Source organism: Metallumcola ferriviriculae (assembly GCF_035573695.1).
In the GTDB taxonomy this organism is placed as follows: Bacteria; Bacillota; JADQBR01; order JADQBR01; family JADQBR01; genus Metallumcola; species Metallumcola ferriviriculae.
On record NZ_CP121694.1, the window covers coordinates 2,135,393 to 2,150,146 of the forward strand.

The 14,754-nt window shown below is 44.4% G+C and carries 17 protein-coding genes and 3 pseudogenes; 12 read left to right on the forward strand and 8 right to left on the reverse strand.

Translation table 11 applies throughout. From position 1 onward, the window contains the following. Positions 1-5: 5 nt before the first annotated feature. The 6 genes from MFMK1_RS10670 (at position 6) to MFMK1_RS10695 (ending at position 3,877) form a co-directional block, all read left to right on the forward strand. Entirely contained in the window at positions 6-527 is a 522-nt protein-coding gene (locus MFMK1_RS10670) for a cob(I)yrinic acid a,c-diamide adenosyltransferase (protein WP_366921695.1), read from the forward strand. 17 nt (positions 528-544) lie between these two features. Next, entirely contained in the window at positions 545-2,203 is a 1,659-nt protein-coding gene (locus MFMK1_RS10675; RefSeq protein ID WP_366921696.1) for an acyl-CoA mutase large subunit family protein, read from the forward strand. Between the two features lie 12 nt (positions 2,204-2,215). Beyond that, a complete protein-coding gene (locus MFMK1_RS10680; RefSeq protein ID WP_366921697.1) occupies positions 2,216-2,614 on the forward strand; it encodes a cobalamin B12-binding domain-containing protein in 399 nt (132 codons plus the stop codon). 661 nt (positions 2,615-3,275) lie between these two features. After that, the gene (locus MFMK1_RS10685) at positions 3,276-3,452 is read left to right on the forward strand and encodes a hypothetical protein (RefSeq protein WP_366921698.1); all 177 of its coding nucleotides are present in this window, start codon (positions 3,276-3,278) and stop codon (positions 3,450-3,452) included. Positions 3,453-3,461: 9 nt separating this feature from the next. Next, positions 3,462-3,644: a hypothetical protein gene (locus tag MFMK1_RS10690; RefSeq protein WP_366921699.1), complete on the forward strand. Its 183-nt coding sequence runs from the start codon at positions 3,462-3,464 to the stop codon at positions 3,642-3,644. 32 nt (positions 3,645-3,676) lie between these two features. Continuing rightward, the gene (locus tag MFMK1_RS10695; RefSeq protein ID WP_366921700.1) at positions 3,677-3,877 is read left to right on the forward strand and encodes a hypothetical protein; all 201 of its coding nucleotides are present in this window, start codon (positions 3,677-3,679) and stop codon (positions 3,875-3,877) included. Here the strand turns inward: MFMK1_RS10695 and MFMK1_RS10700 are convergent. Beyond that, positions 3,874-5,256 carry a sigma-54 interaction domain-containing protein gene (locus tag MFMK1_RS10700; protein WP_366921701.1) on the reverse strand — a complete coding sequence of 461 codons (1,383 nt, stop codon included), beginning with the start codon at positions 5,254-5,256 and terminating at the stop codon, positions 3,874-3,876. The two genes, MFMK1_RS10695 and MFMK1_RS10700, sit on opposite strands and share 4 nt — an antisense overlap. 432 nt (positions 5,257-5,688) lie before the next feature. On the opposite strand from MFMK1_RS10700, the pseudogene MFMK1_RS10705 reads away from it, so the two are divergent. From MFMK1_RS10705 to MFMK1_RS10730, 6 genes and pseudogenes are all read left to right on the forward strand, one after another. Further along, positions 5,689-6,396, forward strand: a pseudogene (locus MFMK1_RS10705) (enoyl-CoA hydratase/isomerase family protein). Positions 6,397-6,400: 4 nt separating this feature from the next. Further along, a pseudogene (locus MFMK1_RS10710) lies at positions 6,401-6,786 on the forward strand (oxidoreductase). Further along, positions 6,707-7,003, forward strand: a complete 297-nt coding sequence (locus tag MFMK1_RS10715) for an oxidoreductase (protein WP_366921702.1) — start codon at positions 6,707-6,709, stop codon at positions 7,001-7,003. The pseudogene MFMK1_RS10710 and the gene MFMK1_RS10715 overlap by 80 nt, the downstream one beginning before the upstream one ends. 208 nt (positions 7,004-7,211) lie before the next feature. After that, positions 7,212-8,390 carry an FAD-dependent oxidoreductase gene (locus MFMK1_RS10720; protein ID WP_366921703.1) on the forward strand — a complete coding sequence of 393 codons (1,179 nt, stop codon included), beginning with the start codon at positions 7,212-7,214 and terminating at the stop codon, positions 8,388-8,390. After that, complete coding sequence (locus MFMK1_RS10725; RefSeq protein WP_366924926.1) at positions 8,339-8,482, forward strand: hypothetical protein; 144 nt, start codon at positions 8,339-8,341, stop codon at positions 8,480-8,482. The genes MFMK1_RS10720 and MFMK1_RS10725 overlap by 52 nt, the downstream gene beginning before the upstream one ends. Positions 8,483-8,677: 195 nt before the next feature. Then, the gene (locus MFMK1_RS10730; RefSeq protein WP_366924927.1) at positions 8,678-8,932 is read left to right on the forward strand and encodes an MBL fold metallo-hydrolase; all 255 of its coding nucleotides are present in this window, start codon (positions 8,678-8,680) and stop codon (positions 8,930-8,932) included. A 72-nt stretch (positions 8,933-9,004) separates the two neighbouring features. On the opposite strand, the gene MFMK1_RS10735 is transcribed toward MFMK1_RS10730, so the two are convergent. From MFMK1_RS10735 to MFMK1_RS10765, 7 genes and pseudogenes are all read right to left on the reverse strand, one after another. Then, positions 9,005-9,796, reverse strand: coding sequence for an ExeA family protein (locus MFMK1_RS10735; protein ID WP_366921704.1), 792 nt, complete (start codon positions 9,794-9,796; stop codon positions 9,005-9,007). After that, positions 9,790-10,110 (reverse strand): Mu transposase C-terminal domain-containing protein, encoded by a 321-nt coding sequence (locus MFMK1_RS10740; protein ID WP_366921705.1) that lies wholly within the window; start codon positions 10,108-10,110, stop codon positions 9,790-9,792. Before MFMK1_RS10740 ends, MFMK1_RS10735 begins: the two co-directional genes overlap by 7 nt. A gap of 486 nt (positions 10,111-10,596) precedes the next feature. Next, positions 10,597-11,625 carry a tyrosine-type recombinase/integrase gene (locus tag MFMK1_RS10745; RefSeq protein ID WP_366921706.1) on the reverse strand — a complete coding sequence of 343 codons (1,029 nt, stop codon included), beginning with the start codon at positions 11,623-11,625 and terminating at the stop codon, positions 10,597-10,599. Further along, positions 11,609-12,574: a tyrosine-type recombinase/integrase gene (locus MFMK1_RS10750; protein ID WP_366921707.1), complete on the reverse strand. Its 966-nt coding sequence runs from the start codon at positions 12,572-12,574 to the stop codon at positions 11,609-11,611. Before MFMK1_RS10750 ends, MFMK1_RS10745 begins: the two co-directional genes overlap by 17 nt. Beyond that, positions 12,567-13,223: a tyrosine-type recombinase/integrase gene (locus MFMK1_RS10755; RefSeq protein ID WP_366921708.1), complete on the reverse strand. Its 657-nt coding sequence runs from the start codon at positions 13,221-13,223 to the stop codon at positions 12,567-12,569. Before MFMK1_RS10755 ends, MFMK1_RS10750 begins: the two co-directional genes overlap by 8 nt. Before the next feature lie 15 nt (positions 13,224-13,238). Beyond that, complete coding sequence (locus tag MFMK1_RS10760; RefSeq protein WP_366921709.1) at positions 13,239-13,811, reverse strand: hypothetical protein; 573 nt, start codon at positions 13,809-13,811, stop codon at positions 13,239-13,241. 140 nt (positions 13,812-13,951) lie between these two features. Continuing rightward, positions 13,952-14,647, reverse strand: a pseudogene (locus MFMK1_RS10765) (transposase family protein); the annotation flags it as partial. Between the last annotated feature and the right edge of the window lie 107 nt (positions 14,648-14,754).

Consider the following 14,754-nt stretch of genomic DNA (forward strand, 5'->3'; position numbering starts at 1 on the left):
AGGAGATGCAAAAAGGTTTACTGATGGTTTATACCGGAAACGGAAAAGGAAAAACTACAGCTGCTTTGGGTCAAGCAATAAGGTCATTGGGACATGGTAAAAGAGTTTTTATGCTTCAATTTATGAAGGGAAGCCCCAATTACGGGGAAGTAATTATGTCAAAAAAACTTACCGGTTTTACTATGGAACAGTGGGGCAGAGATGAATTTGTTCATCCAAAACAACCTGAGCAGATAGATATTGATTGGGCCCAACGGGGGCTTTTGAGAGCTAATGAAGTAATTCAGTCAGGTGAGTATCAATTAATTATATTGGACGAACTAAATGTCGCATTAGGTTTTGGATTGGTATTCTGGGAACAGGTCGAAGAACTGTTAAATACTAAACCTAAGATACTTGACTTAATCATTACTGGGCGTTATGCGCCGCCAGCACTGCTTAAACGGGCTGATTTGGTAAGCGTCATTGATGAGCATAGGCATCATTATCAAAGTGGTGTAGAAGCCCGCGAGGGCATTGAATATTAACAGGGGGGACAGAGGAAATGGCGAATAAAAAGATACAGCAGGAATATGACCGCTGGTATAAAGAGAAATACTCTCAATCAAAGGAACGTTCGGCTGAGTTTGTAACAGTGTCAGAGCAGCCGATTAAAGAGTTATATACCCCTGCAGATGTAGAAAATCTTGATTACGAAAGAGATTTGGGCTTTCCAGGAGAATACCCATATACTAGAGGTGTGCAGTCAAACATGCACAGGGGTCGTTTATGGACTATGCGGCAATTTGCTGGTTTTGGCAGTGCCCAAGAATCTAACCAGCGTTACAAATTTCTTTTATCGAAAGGCCAAACAGGTCTAAGTGTTGCTTTCGACATGCCAACTTTGATGGGCTATGATTCCGATCACCCATATTCTGAAGGGGAAGTTGGCCGGTGTGGAGTGGCCATTGATTCCTTGGCGGATATGGAAGTGCTTTTTGATGGTATTCCTTTGGATAAAGTCAGTACATCGATGACGATTAATGGACCTGCAGCTATCTTATGGGCGATGTATATTGCCACTGCGGAGAAACAAGGTGTTAGTTCGGAAAAATTGAGAGGGACGATTCAAAATGATATTTTAAAAGAATACATCGCCCAAAATTCTTGGATATTTCCGCCGCACCCTTCCATGCGGATCATCACAGATATCTTTGAATATGCCTGCAACAATGTTCCACAATGGAACACCGTTAGTATCAGTGGTTATCACATTAGGGAGGCAGGTTCGACGGCAGCTCAGGAATTGGCCTTCACCTTGGCTGACGGTTTTGCCTATGTGGAAGCTGGTATTGAAGCAGGGTTAAATGTAGATGACTTTGCACCGCGACTATCCTTTTTCTTTAATTCTCATATGGATTTCTTTGAGGAAATAGCCAAATATCGTGCGGCTAGAAGAATATGGGCCCGGCGGATGAAGGAAAAGTATGGAGCAAAAGACTCTCGGTCGTGGCTGCTACGCTTTCACACTCAAACTGCTGGTTGTTCACTAACCGGCCAACAACCAGAAAATAATATAGTACGGACGGCTTTTGAAGGTTTGGCAGCGGTATTGGGGGGCACTCAGTCTCTGCATACCAACTCTATGGATGAAGTGTTAGCATTGCCCACTGAAAAATCTGTTCAGATTGCATTACGTACTCAACAAATAATGGCTCATGAAACCGGTGTTAGCAATACTATTGATCCATTAGCGGGGTCATATTTTGTCGAAAGTCTGACCAATGAGATGGAGGCGCAGGCAGAAAAATACTTCGAAGAAATTGAAGAACACGGTGGAGTATTGAGGGCGATTGATAAAGGATTTTTCCAGCAAGAAATTGCCGACGCTGCTTTTGCTTACCAGAAAGCCATTGAACGTAAAGAACGCATTTTTGTAGGTGTTAATGAATTTGTAGACCCGGATGAAGTGATTGAAATTGAGATATTAAAAATTGATCCGGCTGTAGAATCTAGACAGCAGCAAAAATTGGCTGAGTTGCGCAAGACAAGAAATAATGACTTGGTGGATAATAGCTTAAAAGCTATTGAAAGGGCTGCTTCTTCACGCGAAAACCTAATTCCGTTAATTGTTGACGCTGTTAAGGCTTATGCTACCTTAGGCGAAATAGTCCAGGTGCTTAAAACCGTCTTTGGCGAATATAAAGAACAGCCTAGATTCTAGGAGGGGAAAAAGATGACCAGAAAAATTAGGGTACTAATGGCGAAGCCCGGGCTGGATGGCCATGATCGAGGTGTGAAAGTGGTTGCAAGAGCTCTGAGGGATGGAGGCATGGAAGTAATTTATACCGGCTTGCATCAAACGGCTGAAAAGGTTGTAGCTGCAGCCATTCAGGAGGATGTTGACGTGGTGGGTCTTAGTATTTTATCCGGGGCCCATATGACGATGTTTCCTAAAATTCGTAAGTTGTTAAATGAGAATGATTGTGGCAATATCAAGATTGTCGGTGGGGGAACTATTCCCGAGGACGATTTAAAACAATTATTAGCAGCTAAAGATGCGGATGCATTATTCACTCCAGGAACATCTACTGATGATATTGTTGCCTGGATTAAGGAAAATGTTGAGATATAATTAATACCGTTCCAGCACTTATGTGTTTCTAACATGTAAGTGCTTTTTTTTATACCCAGGAGAAAGTATAAGTTCTGGGGAGGTGCAAATTCAACTAAGCTTACTGAGCTGCAGCGCGCCGTTCGAGGTGCAATTTCTTTTCATTACCAATAAATGGGATTTTTCTGGACAACAGAGGCCACGAAATATAGTGTGAAAGCAAAGGAGTTGAAGTGAGTGGCAAGAAGGTTTCTGGGCAATCGCCCCATATTGTTTGCCGTACTGGGGCTGTCCTTAATAGCATCATTGTTTTGGTACCAACGAGCGATGCAGGCTTATGACGCAGTGGTGGTGTGGCCCAGATCAAGGATGAGGCCGCATTTCAGGTTGCGCTGGAGAAATATCGAGATTTGGTCAGTAAATAGGTGGGTTACCCCGTGCAGGAGTTGGAACGGGTGGACCTTCAGCAGTCACGGCTGGATAAAAATATGTTTGAAAAGAACGTCAACAAGGTTGTGCTGAAAGAAATACATCTATGTTGTTGAGGCCTACCGGTTTGTTGCCGATGGAGAGACCATATTTGCCGGTTAACAGCGAGGATAAGGACAGGCTGCATGCGATAATATCCGAGTACAAGCTGCAGTATCTGGCGGGTATTGATGAAAGTGCCGAAATTAAGTAGGTGGACTTTAAGCAGGATGTAAAGGCGGAGCAGGCACTGATGGCGCCGTCTCAGTTGATAGACATCGCCGAGGCAAGTGAGATAATCTTTGAAAAGGACAGGGAAGCTGAGGTTATCGAGGGAGAAAAGGGAGACAACCTGTGGGTGATCGCCCAACGTTACGATTTGATTGTTTAAGAAATTGAAATGCTGAATCCTGAATTAAACCCGGAAGGGATTTTCCCCGGTGATAGGCTGGTGGTTAAGCATTTTGATCCCAGGTTTGACATAGTGATATTAATGGAAAACACCGTTGTTGAACCAGTACCTTTTGAGACGGAGTCGCTGAGAGATGATAATCTTTATAGCCGGCAGAAGATAGTTGGTTAAACCCGGTTAGAATGGGGGAAAGCGCGTCATTTATGGTAGTGCCTTGCTTTAACGGCCTGGAAGATGCAATCGCTGTAGTCAATGAAAAGGTTATGAGGAGTCGGGTACCTGTTGTCCGGGTGGGAACTAAGCAGACAGTTTCCTGGGGTGGGCAGCGTAACTACGGGGTAGTACAGGGCAGCCGCGTATCCAGCAGTTACGGCTGGAGTACTCATCCCATTAGGGTATGCTAAAGGTTGTATTTGTTTAATTTTTCATAGAAACTTCTTCTCGAAATTCCCAGCAGACTCATTGCTTTGGTTCTGTTATTTCCCGTAATCTGAAGGGCCGTAATAATGGCCTTTTTTTCTACGTCTTGAATCAGATTTGAAAGGTTAAGGTTTTTCTCAGATAAGTTATAATTTGAAGTTTTTGCATCCTTAACGTACTTGGGCAAATCTTCAAGTTGAATGATGTTGTTGGTGGAAATAATGTTGGTGTGTTCGATAGCATTCTGAAGCTCCCGGATGTTGCCCGGCCAACTGTAAGACATCATCTGTTCTAATGCCTCGGCGGAAAGAGTTTTATCACTATTTAACTGTTTTAGAAACATGGTAATTAATGAGGGGATGTCACCACGACGTTTCCGCAACGGTGGCAGGTCGAGGGAAATAACATTAATGCGAAAATACAAATCCTCCCGGAAGGTGCCTGCTTCCATCATTTTTTCCAGGTTTCGATTGGTGGCGGTAATGATGCGGATATCGGAAAATCTAGAATTGTTCCCACCAACTCTTTCAAATTTTTTAAACTGGATTGCTCTCAGCACTTTTGCCTGCATGGACGGGCTCATATCACCGATTTCGTCCAGGAAAAGGGTGCCGCCGTCTGCCAGTTCAAATTTCCCTTTTTTGCCGCCTTTTTTGGCGCCTGTAAACGCCCCTTCCTCATAACCAAATAATTCACTTTCCAGTAATTCGGTGGGGATGGCGGCGCAATTAACCTTAATGACGGGCTTTTCCGACCGCTTGCTGGCATCGTGTATTGCTTGCGCCAGTACCTCTTTGCCAACACCGCTTTCGCCTCTGATTAATATATTAGCATTGGTCTTTGCCGATTTATTGGCAATTATCAAGATTTCCTGCAGGCATTTGCTGTTGCCGATAATTTTGTTGAATGGGTCTTCTAATTCACTGGCAAATGGTTGTTTTTGCAGTGAACGAGTCAGTTCCTGGAGGTTAAATATTTCTTCATTAAGTTTTTTGATTTCTGTCACGTTGCGGAAGATAGCTACCGCTCCAATCAAACTATCATCATAATACAATGGGGTCATGTTGGCGACTACATCCAGTTTTAGTGATTTAATGTGGGAAGGGTCATTGATAATTGGTTCTCCCGTGCGAATAACATCAATAATTCTTGCTGCTGGCTCAATTTCTTTCAGGCTGCGCCCGATTACCCTGTTGCGAGGCACCTTAAGGATTTTGGCATAGGCCGGGTTTACGTAAACGATTTTTAAGTTACAATTAATAATCAAGACACACTCTTCTATGCTGTCCAATATGCCCACCATAATCTTAGCATCATGATTCATTTCATTTTGTTTAAACACGTCTAATAACAAAGAAACCACCTCGATTCTCACCTCAATTTATAGAGCAGTTTTTCGGCAGTCTTTAGGTAATAGTTTCTCTATCGCTAATAATTATCCTTGTTTTAGTTTAAAATTTCAGAGATAACACGCATGAAATTAGTCAGAAAATTAAGAAACAGTGTATGTATACAAATTGCACATGTTGCGATAAGTATACAGGGCCAAAAGCTTTAACTAGAGTGTGACGAGAGAAAAAACGCTGGTGTAATATTTACAATATTCATAAGATTATTACATATTACTAGCCTTTTGCAGAACAGAGGGGGTGAAAGTGGTTATGCTCGGTTATCTGAATTACAAAGCATAGAATAAACGACTGATTGGCATTTGAACCTATTGTGTTAATTAAGGAGGTGATCGAACTATATGAGGGACCATGTGCGACTACAAATAGAAGGTACAGTAGCTAAAATGCATATAACAAATTCGGAAAGAAAGAACGCGATAAGTGCTTCGATGTGGATAGATATCGTTAATAATTGTGAAAAGTTATTTAGTTTGAATAAAATTAGGGTCGTAACAATTAAAGGAGAAGGGGGTAATTTTTCGTCGGGGGCAGACGTGTGTGACTCGCGCCCTGAAAACATTATTGCGCTGCATAATATAGTGGAGAAGGCTGTAATGGCTATTGAAAAAATTACTATTCCAGTAGTTGCAGTGTTAGAAGGATATGTGTTAGGGGGACGGCTAGAGTTAGCTCTTGCTTGTGACCTTAGAATAGCATCCGATGACTGCCGTTTAGTCATTCCGGCTGCAAAAAGAGGCATTGGCATTACTCAAAATAATAGTTAGCGTTTGGTACGTCTTCTGGGTCCGGCTCGGGCAATGCAAATACTTTTTACTGGAGAAACGCTAACTGCTGATACGGCGTTGCAATGGGGGCTGGTAAATCAGGTAGTTGCCCAGTCAGACCTGCCGATTAAAGCTGCCAATTTAATAACTATTTTGGACCAAAATGCACCTCTTTCTTTAAAAGCTGCCAAAAAAAATGTCCAAAGCACTTGGTCTATCTTGGATGATGAAGAAGACCTAGCGCAGCAATGCTGTTTTAGTGATGATTATCAAGAGGGAATTAGGGCTTTTTTAGAAAAAAGAAAGCCAAACTTTAAAGAGAGGTAAGACTATGGGAAAGGTCTTTGAACCGATACAAATTGGTAAGGTGACATTAAAAAATCGAATTGTAGCTTTGCCGGTGGTGCAGAACTTTGCAACTGATGAGGGAAAAGTTACACCTCAAATGGTTTCTTGTTATCGCCGAAGGGCTGAGGGCGGAGCAGGATTGGTCACAGTTGAAGCCACATATATCAGGCCAGATGGAAATGCTTTTTGGGGGATGCACGCGCATGGTCTGATAAGCACATTATAGGATTGAATCTGCTAGCTGAGGCTATTCACGAAGGGGGAGCCAAGGCCAGCATTCAATTAATGCATGGTGGACGCCAAGGCAAATTCTTGGGTCACAGGTACTACACCCATAGCGCCAAGTACTTCCGCACAAGGAGTTTTTGAGGGTTATACTGATGATGGAGCTGCTGCTGTCAAGGAATTAAGCACTAAGGAATGTGAAGAACTTGTCCAAGACTATGCTGACGCAGTTTGGAGAGCTTATGAGGCAGGTTTTGATATTGTGGAGCTGCATGCAGCCCATGGGTTTCTATTACAGCAGTTTCTATCACCTTACACCAACCACCGTTCCACAAGTACGGTCAGCGGTTTACATTCATAAAAGAACTAATAGAATTAAGTCGGGCAAGATGTGGTAGTGATTATCCGTTAATTGTAAGGCTATCTGTTGATGAGTATGTCGGCGATAAGGGCATAACTTTACCAATGGGTAAACAAATCGCTAAGGGGCTTGAAGATCTAGGAATAAATGCTATTAGTGTGAGTTTCTCGGTTGCCGAAACAGTGACCCATAATGTGGAGCCTATTTATTGGTCGGGGGCGGGCGCATACCCATTACCCGGGAGATTACGGAAATTTTGGATATTCCAGTGATAGGACGTGGTCGGATTAATGATCCTATTCTGGCTGAAAAAGTGGTTGCGGACGGAAGTGTAGACCTAGTTGGTCTAGCACGGGCCATAATTGCAGACCCTGATTTCCCACGTAAGATGCAAGAAGGCCGCCGGGGCGATATTCGTAAATGTATTGGTTGTGATGTGGGTTGTGCCGATAGGCTTTTCGCTCAAAGAAAAATTCGCTGTGCTGTTAACTTTGATTACGGTCGAGAAGACGAGGCGTGGGCTGGTTTAATGTCTACCAAAGATCCAAAGGATATAGCGGTGATTGGAGGAGGACCCGCTGGCATGGAGAGTGCCCGGGGTCTAGCGTACCGAGGGCATAATGTCACATTGTACGAGAAAAGCGACTCGTTAGGAGGTTTAGTTTTAACGGCGTCAGCCATACCATATTTGAATACCAGAGATCTTCGTAATGCTTTACCCTGGCAGAAACAAGAACTTGATAGGGCAGGGGTTACCGTAATCATGAACAAAGAGATTTCCCCTGAAGATGTAGAAACTATGAATGTTGATGCAGTGATTCTTGCCACTGATTCCGAGCCGGCCTATCCCGCTATTCCCGGAGTACAGCTTCCTAATGTGGTACATGTTTATGATTATATTAATAAGCAGGGGGCACTGGGTAAAAAAGTAGTGGTTATTGGTGGTGCAGAGGGTGCGGAGGCGGCAGTGTCTATTGCGAGAGAAGGCCATGCGGTCACGGTAATCGAGGAAAATTTGGAAGCGGGCGCCGCAGATTATATTTATCCAATAAGGCGCAGTGAACTGCAAGAGTATCTAGGTGATGAAAAAGTAGAGGTTCTTCTTAATACCTCAGCAGTTAGGATGGAAGATGACGGGGTCGCTGTTACTGATTCCCAGGGTGATGAAAAGACTATTGAGGCGGATACTGTTGTTATTGCTTACGCCAGAAAATCTAATGGTAATGCTCTAGTGGAAGCTTTGCGCAAAAAAGGTATCCCAAATTATAGCATTGGAGATTGCAATGAGCTGTTGTGGTGCCAAAGCCGGGACATTCTACCGACGAAAACGAAATTATCGGGTTCTGTAGAGGTAAAATTGCTGGTTATAAACGGCCGCGTAAAGTAGAATTTCTTAATTCTTTACCTCGCAATCCTTCGGGGAAGGTGTTAAAAAATAATTTACGTCAGACATTCGGGAGTGTAAATAACAATGCCTAGGACTGCAGTTAATCGACTTTTTATTTTAGACGGAGGTTCAATAGAAATCGACCAGAACCGTGTTCCAGTTAGTGCTCGCAGGGCCGAGCGATGGTTAAGTACCCCGGTACCAATATTTTTAATTCAGACTGATAGTATAATATCCTTTTCGACAGTGGTTGTGATCCGCGGGTTGCAACAAATGACCCGCAAGCCATATGGGGCTCTTTAGCAAAAGTTTTTGTTCCAAAAATTTCGGAAGAAAATCATCCTGAACAAATGTTGGCTCGAGTAGGAATTAAGCCTAAAGAGATAACTCATGTGGTTCTCTCGCATCTTCACTTTGATCACGCCGGAGGAATAAGATTTTTCCCGCAGGCAAGAATTTTAGTGCAGAAAGCTGAATACCGATATGCATACTATCCTGTTCGCAGCCAACCTAAATGTCGGATGCCTAGCCAGCGGCACTGACGTGGCAGCGTAAGTACGGTCACCCACACTGCCACTGGCATTACCGGTTTGCCACTTTTGTTGTCAGTAATATCAGAGTTCATTTATCACTCGATTAACATGAGCCTCGCCCACAATTTTTTCACCCTGAATATAGGCATCTAAAAGGGCCTGACTAGCCAGGGTATTGATTTTACGGGGAACCCCTTGGGTATAGTTGTAGATGGCCTGGATAGCTTCCCCGGAGAAGATATCACTTGGCGTTTCAGATATCTTTTCTTGATGCCTGATAAACTCCTCCGTCTCCTTTTCACTTAAAGCTCCCATCTGGAATCTAACCTGTATCCGCTGATCAATAGCCTCTAAATGCCGCACTTTGAGCTGGTTTCTTAGTGTTGTCTGGCCTATCAAAACCAGTGCCAATGGAGACATAGAATCTTCTTTAAAGTTTAGTAGAAATCGAATTTCTTCAAGCATGGTTTCTGAAAAACGATGCGCTTCATCTAGGACAATTACTGGAACTTTCTTGTCCTGTTCATACATATCAAGCATCAAAGTCCGGTACTGACGCTTCATTTCTGTAGGCCTCGTGGAACAAGGTACCCCGAAACGCTCTAAAATTTCTCTGTAAAATAGCTTTGGTGTCAGCGACGAGTCACAGATGTATTCATAGCGGTAATGCATGGTGTCAAGCTTATGCAAAAGGGAACGGACAATGGTGGTTTTCCCCATACCCGGCTCTCCAGTTAAAAGAAACACCAGCCGGTTCTTCACTGTATACTCCAGGCGGGCTTTTGCTTCCTTGTGGCTTAGAGAAACGAAGCATTGGTTAGTATCAATTTCCCGGGTGAAAGGGACTGTCTTCATACCAAAAAAGTCTAACATGGTGTCTCACCCCAGGTCTTATCTTCAAGCTTTACGAAGCTGGTGGTGCCAAGCTCTTTTCGCTGTTTTTCTTCCTGCTCTTTTTTGAGGTTTTCTAAATAACTAGAGATAAAACCCGGCGATTGCTCCTCTAATTCATCGGGCATCTTTGGGTGACGCTTGTTGTTAATTACAGCTGCCTTAGCATCGTCATAGCGCGTGCCGTCTTTGTAGACACGGATCAGGGATAAATCAAAAGGGTTATAGCGTATCTGAATTCTTTTGCCGCGTAGGAACGAATCTACCTCATAAAGGTTACCTTCTACCTCAATCACCGAGGTTTTACGTACTGTCCGTTCTCCCTCCCAGAGAAAGATTTCTTAAGTTCGTTCGGTGTCAGATGACGGATATGGGAGGTATTTTCTTCATACCTTTGTTTTGGTGTCTGTTTGGTGCTGCGGTGGACTCGGTTATCGTAAGTTTCAAGCCAGGAGCGAAGATAGGTATTAAGCTGTTTTAAATCGAAAAGCTTTCCGTGATTAATCAACAGATTGGCCTCGTTGGTGAAGCTTGAATCAACGTATCTGAAGAATTTTTCTACCTTGCCTTTTGACTCTGGACTGTAGGGCCTTGCGTGCAAAAGTTTTGTGCCCATATGGGCACAGATTACCTGGAACTGCTTAGCACTGTAAACCGAACCATTATCGACACTATTCCGAATTCGGAATAGTGTCGACTATACCGAAGAAAAAACTATGCCGAAAAAACCCGGGAATACGCTCCATATCTGCGTTTCCAGCTGAAATTTCGGCATAGTTTGGCTATAGTTTGTAAAGTCTCTCTGAATACTCTTTGCTTTTCCATGATTTTTCCATGTCAGAAGGGTTCGCCCTTTCCAACGACTTCGAAAGCGTCTCCAGCGTAGCGAAAGCATAAAAACCTGACGTCGTGGAGAGAACCTCATGTCCTAAAAGCTGCTGTATATGGGTCAGTGGGACACCTTCCTGGTACAGATGCATGGCTCTGGTTTTTCTGATCATATGGCAGTGAACGTTTCCCGGCATTGACAGGCATGTATCCGACAACTTTTTTGCATATCTTTTTATCATTTTTTCAGGGGTGTCAATGGATAGCCCATGCGCTTTCCCGTGCGTCTTAGCATAAAATAATGGCGCGTCAGTGCTTTCATACTCTGATCCATGAAACTCTCGAAGATAGCGCTTTAGATGTGCCAGCGTGCTATCCATCAGAGGGACATTCCTGTATTTCCGGCCTTTACCAAAGAATGTCACATGGGGTATGGACGCATCCATGTGCAGGTCGCACAACCTTACCTTTAGTGCTTCCGAAACCCGCGCTGCGGTGTCGTACAAAAAAATGAGCAGCATCTGGTTTCTACGTTCTAGCTTTTTATGTGTGTCCGGTGCTGCCATCAAAGCAGACATGGCTTCACGTTCGAAGAATTCAATGGGCGCCTGCGTCAGCCTTATCCCTTTGATCGTGCCTGAACTTATGCAGATAGGCATGATATCTATACATTCCTGTGATGCGTATTCCAAAAGGGAGCGCAATGCCGTCAGCCTAAGGTTGCAGGTTTTTGGGGCTAGTTGCGCGGTTTTGTGCATCCACAACATGTATCCCTTGATGTTTTCCCTATCAAGCATCTTAAAGCTGATGTCTTTGCGCTTGGCGCCCTTCTCTGACTCAAGGTAATCAATATAACGGTTTAGGCAATTCCTGTAGGATGCTACAGTGTTGGCACTTGCCCTCCTGATGTCTGGTAGATAGTTGTTAAGAAACTCAGCCGCAATGCTCCAAAAGAAAGCGTTGTCTTCAGCTCTGTTCTTCATGTGGCACCTCCGGCACAAGGGATTCCAAAGCTCGCGCTTTTTGCGAGAAGGCACCAAAATATTCGGGCACAAAATGGAAATAGTACAGTGTACTCTGAATATGGGCGTGCCCCATATACCTCATCAAGAACGCCAACATTACATTGACGTCTTTGCCTTGCTCAGCCCAGCGGTTCAGGTTTGCATATGCGAAGTGATGTCGAAAATCAAATGCGCGAGGCTTGATTGGCGAGCGAAAATGTGGGAGTGCCCCCCTCCAAATTCTGTTGAAATTTGCAGAGATAAAGCTTTCTTTGTATGGTTCGCGCTGATTTCGTGGAAAGAAATATGCCCGGTCAGGAATAATGCAGGACATTCGCTTGTCATATCTATATAAAACCTCGGTCAGCTCGTCGCTGATGAAAATGCGCCTGCTGCGGCCTTTGGATGCTTTGATATCAATGTACTTGTCGTCAAGACATACGTCACTGTGCAGAAGCATACGCGCTTCCCTGCACCGGAGACCGCAACAATATAACAGACGGAATACCGCCGGGATGACCAATTCTCTCCCAGGCCATTCCTTTCTTTTTTGGATTTTGTCGCAACAGTTAAAAAATGCCCTGATCTCGGTCGCTGTGAAAAAATGGGGCAAATGAGGTTCCAGCTTCCCACCCCGCTTGGGCGGAAGGATATACGCGTTGTCGTATCCGTTCATGCCAAGGTACTTACCAAACTCCCTAATAACGGCTGCCATGTTGTACAGGCAGCCGGGGTTGTCCACCGCCCTGGCATACCAGCCGGATACAAGCTCCCTGTCAGGGACTTGGATAGTTGGATTATTCGATTTAGCATACGTCAAAAAGTTTCTTAGATAATATTCACCTGTTTCGTACTTAACCCCCAATGCCCTTTTGTACGTGAGGAATTGCTCAGCCAAACGGTCCATGGATGCAGATATGTCATTCATTGCTCACGCCCCCTTCCACAAAAGGAACTGGGAGGCAGCACTGGGCCATCATATGCTCGTCAGTAGCTAAATACACATCCACGCTGTTAGGGTTACAATGGCCGAGTGCGGTCGATATGTCGTAAAGAGGGACGCCGCTTTTTAACATATGAGACGCCGCGTTATGGCGGGTGAACCTTGTACCACATATTCTGCCCTGTTTAAGAATACCAGCGTTGCGAAATGCGTTCGACAGGATTGCCCGGTATCCGGTGTGGCTGGAGAGAGGTCTGAACGGAGCCTGCGTGGAAAGAAAGAGTTGTGTTGAGTTTGACGATGGGCGCTCGTGCAGCAGGTAATCCGCTATTGCGTTGCCGTATGTGGCCCGCAACGGGAGTTCCAACGGCTTCGATGTCTTTTGTTGCGTGACATGTATTCTATCGTTTGCCCAGTCGATATCGGTGATTTTTAAATTGTATATGTCCACGGAGCGCATTCCGGTTTCAAACGCGAGCCAGCAGATAGCTCTGTCCCTTGCTGAAAGGCTAGCTGTTTTCAGATACTCTGTAAATGCCTCATGCTCGCATTTTCCCAGCACGGGTATGATTTCCCTTTTCCGTTTTGGTGCCTTGGGGAAGGTCGCCAGGAGTTGGCGTGTTGACTCGCTCACTTCAAAAAATAGCTTTTAGCCCGGAAGATGAGCGCCTATGCTCGTGGGTTGATAGCGATCCCTGCACAGCACTTCCAAAAAGGATGGGACGTCCCCGCTTTGTATTTCCCCTGTTGTGCGGCACCTGTTCTCTTCACAGTAGAGAAGAAAGTGATGAACGAAGCGTTTGTATCCGTCGATCGTATTCTTATTTAGCCCAATTTCTTCCCTCATGTGGTGGATGAATGAAGTATAGGCCTCAATGAGCTGCGGTGCGGTCAACTCGTCAAGAACTGGCGCACGGGGGAGCGAAGGCCAATCCGATATGCCTGTGTCACGATATGTTTTTAAAATGTGTATACATCGACTGTGCCTCTTGAATCTGGATTTGCTGTACGCACCTGTTCTGAAATGCGACGAATCGTCGATAAACGCTTGCGAAAGCTCATCGTCAAGCGTGTCTTTGCCCATCCTGTCAGCCATATTTTCCAATAGTGTGCAGGTGCTTCTAACTTGTTGGATATACTTGTCGCAATAATGGGCTTTTTCCATTTCGGTCAGTACCGCGATGGTCAGTTCTTTTAGGTTATTCGTCCTGATTTTGTGCATTACTACACCTCCTGAAAAGTTTGATTACAGGATGATGTTAACACAAAATAGCAGTACCAAACTATGCCGAAGTTTCAGCTGGAAACGCAGATATGGAGCGTATTCCCGGGTTTTTTCGGCATAGTTTTTTCTTCGGTATAGTCGACATAAAGAATTCGCGGTACTCCAAACTTTAACACCGCTTTTTGAACGCAACGTTCAAGCCGGGGATAGCGTTCTTCAAAGAAGAATTCAGCGTGCATAATGCGCCGACTATGATCATCTATGATGGCTATCAAGTACGCTTTTTTACGTTTGTCAGGATCTTTAGGGTCGGGTAGATACAGAGTATGTTGGGTATCTGCCTGCCAGCAATCGTTGGGTTCATCATGCTCAAAGTGTCGAAATGCTTTGGCTACCTTACCTTCTAAATCTTTCTTCCCCCAGCCCTGTTCTTGAAAGTACCGAGACAAGGTTCTTGCTTTGATAATACCGGGGGCCACATGACCTTCTAATTCTAAAAGCCGGATGATGGTATCTACACTCCGGCTAGGGAGTTCTTTCCTAAAGTCTAAAGCCTTTTTTAATATCTTAGGGTCAAGATTTTTAAGACTGCCCTTTTTGTCTCGTTTTTGAGGCTTTAATGCTTCAAATCCTCCACTTTCGTAAGCTTGAAGATACCTTTCTAAAGACCGAATACTAATGGTAGTCTTATCGCTGTAGGGAATGGTGTAACTTTTCTGTGCAATGTCCCGTAACAGGGCATACCTCTCCCCGGGGTGGAGGTTTCGCTGTACTACCGGGGCAATTAGGCCAAACCGGAAGGCAGCGATCTCATTTCGCTTGCTTTCATCCATCGTTTATCTTCCTTTCCGCGCATAAATTTAGTAACTATCTCATGATGACATAGAAAAGGGCGATGGATAAAGTTGGAGCGATATAGGCTAGCCGGACACGTAAAAGC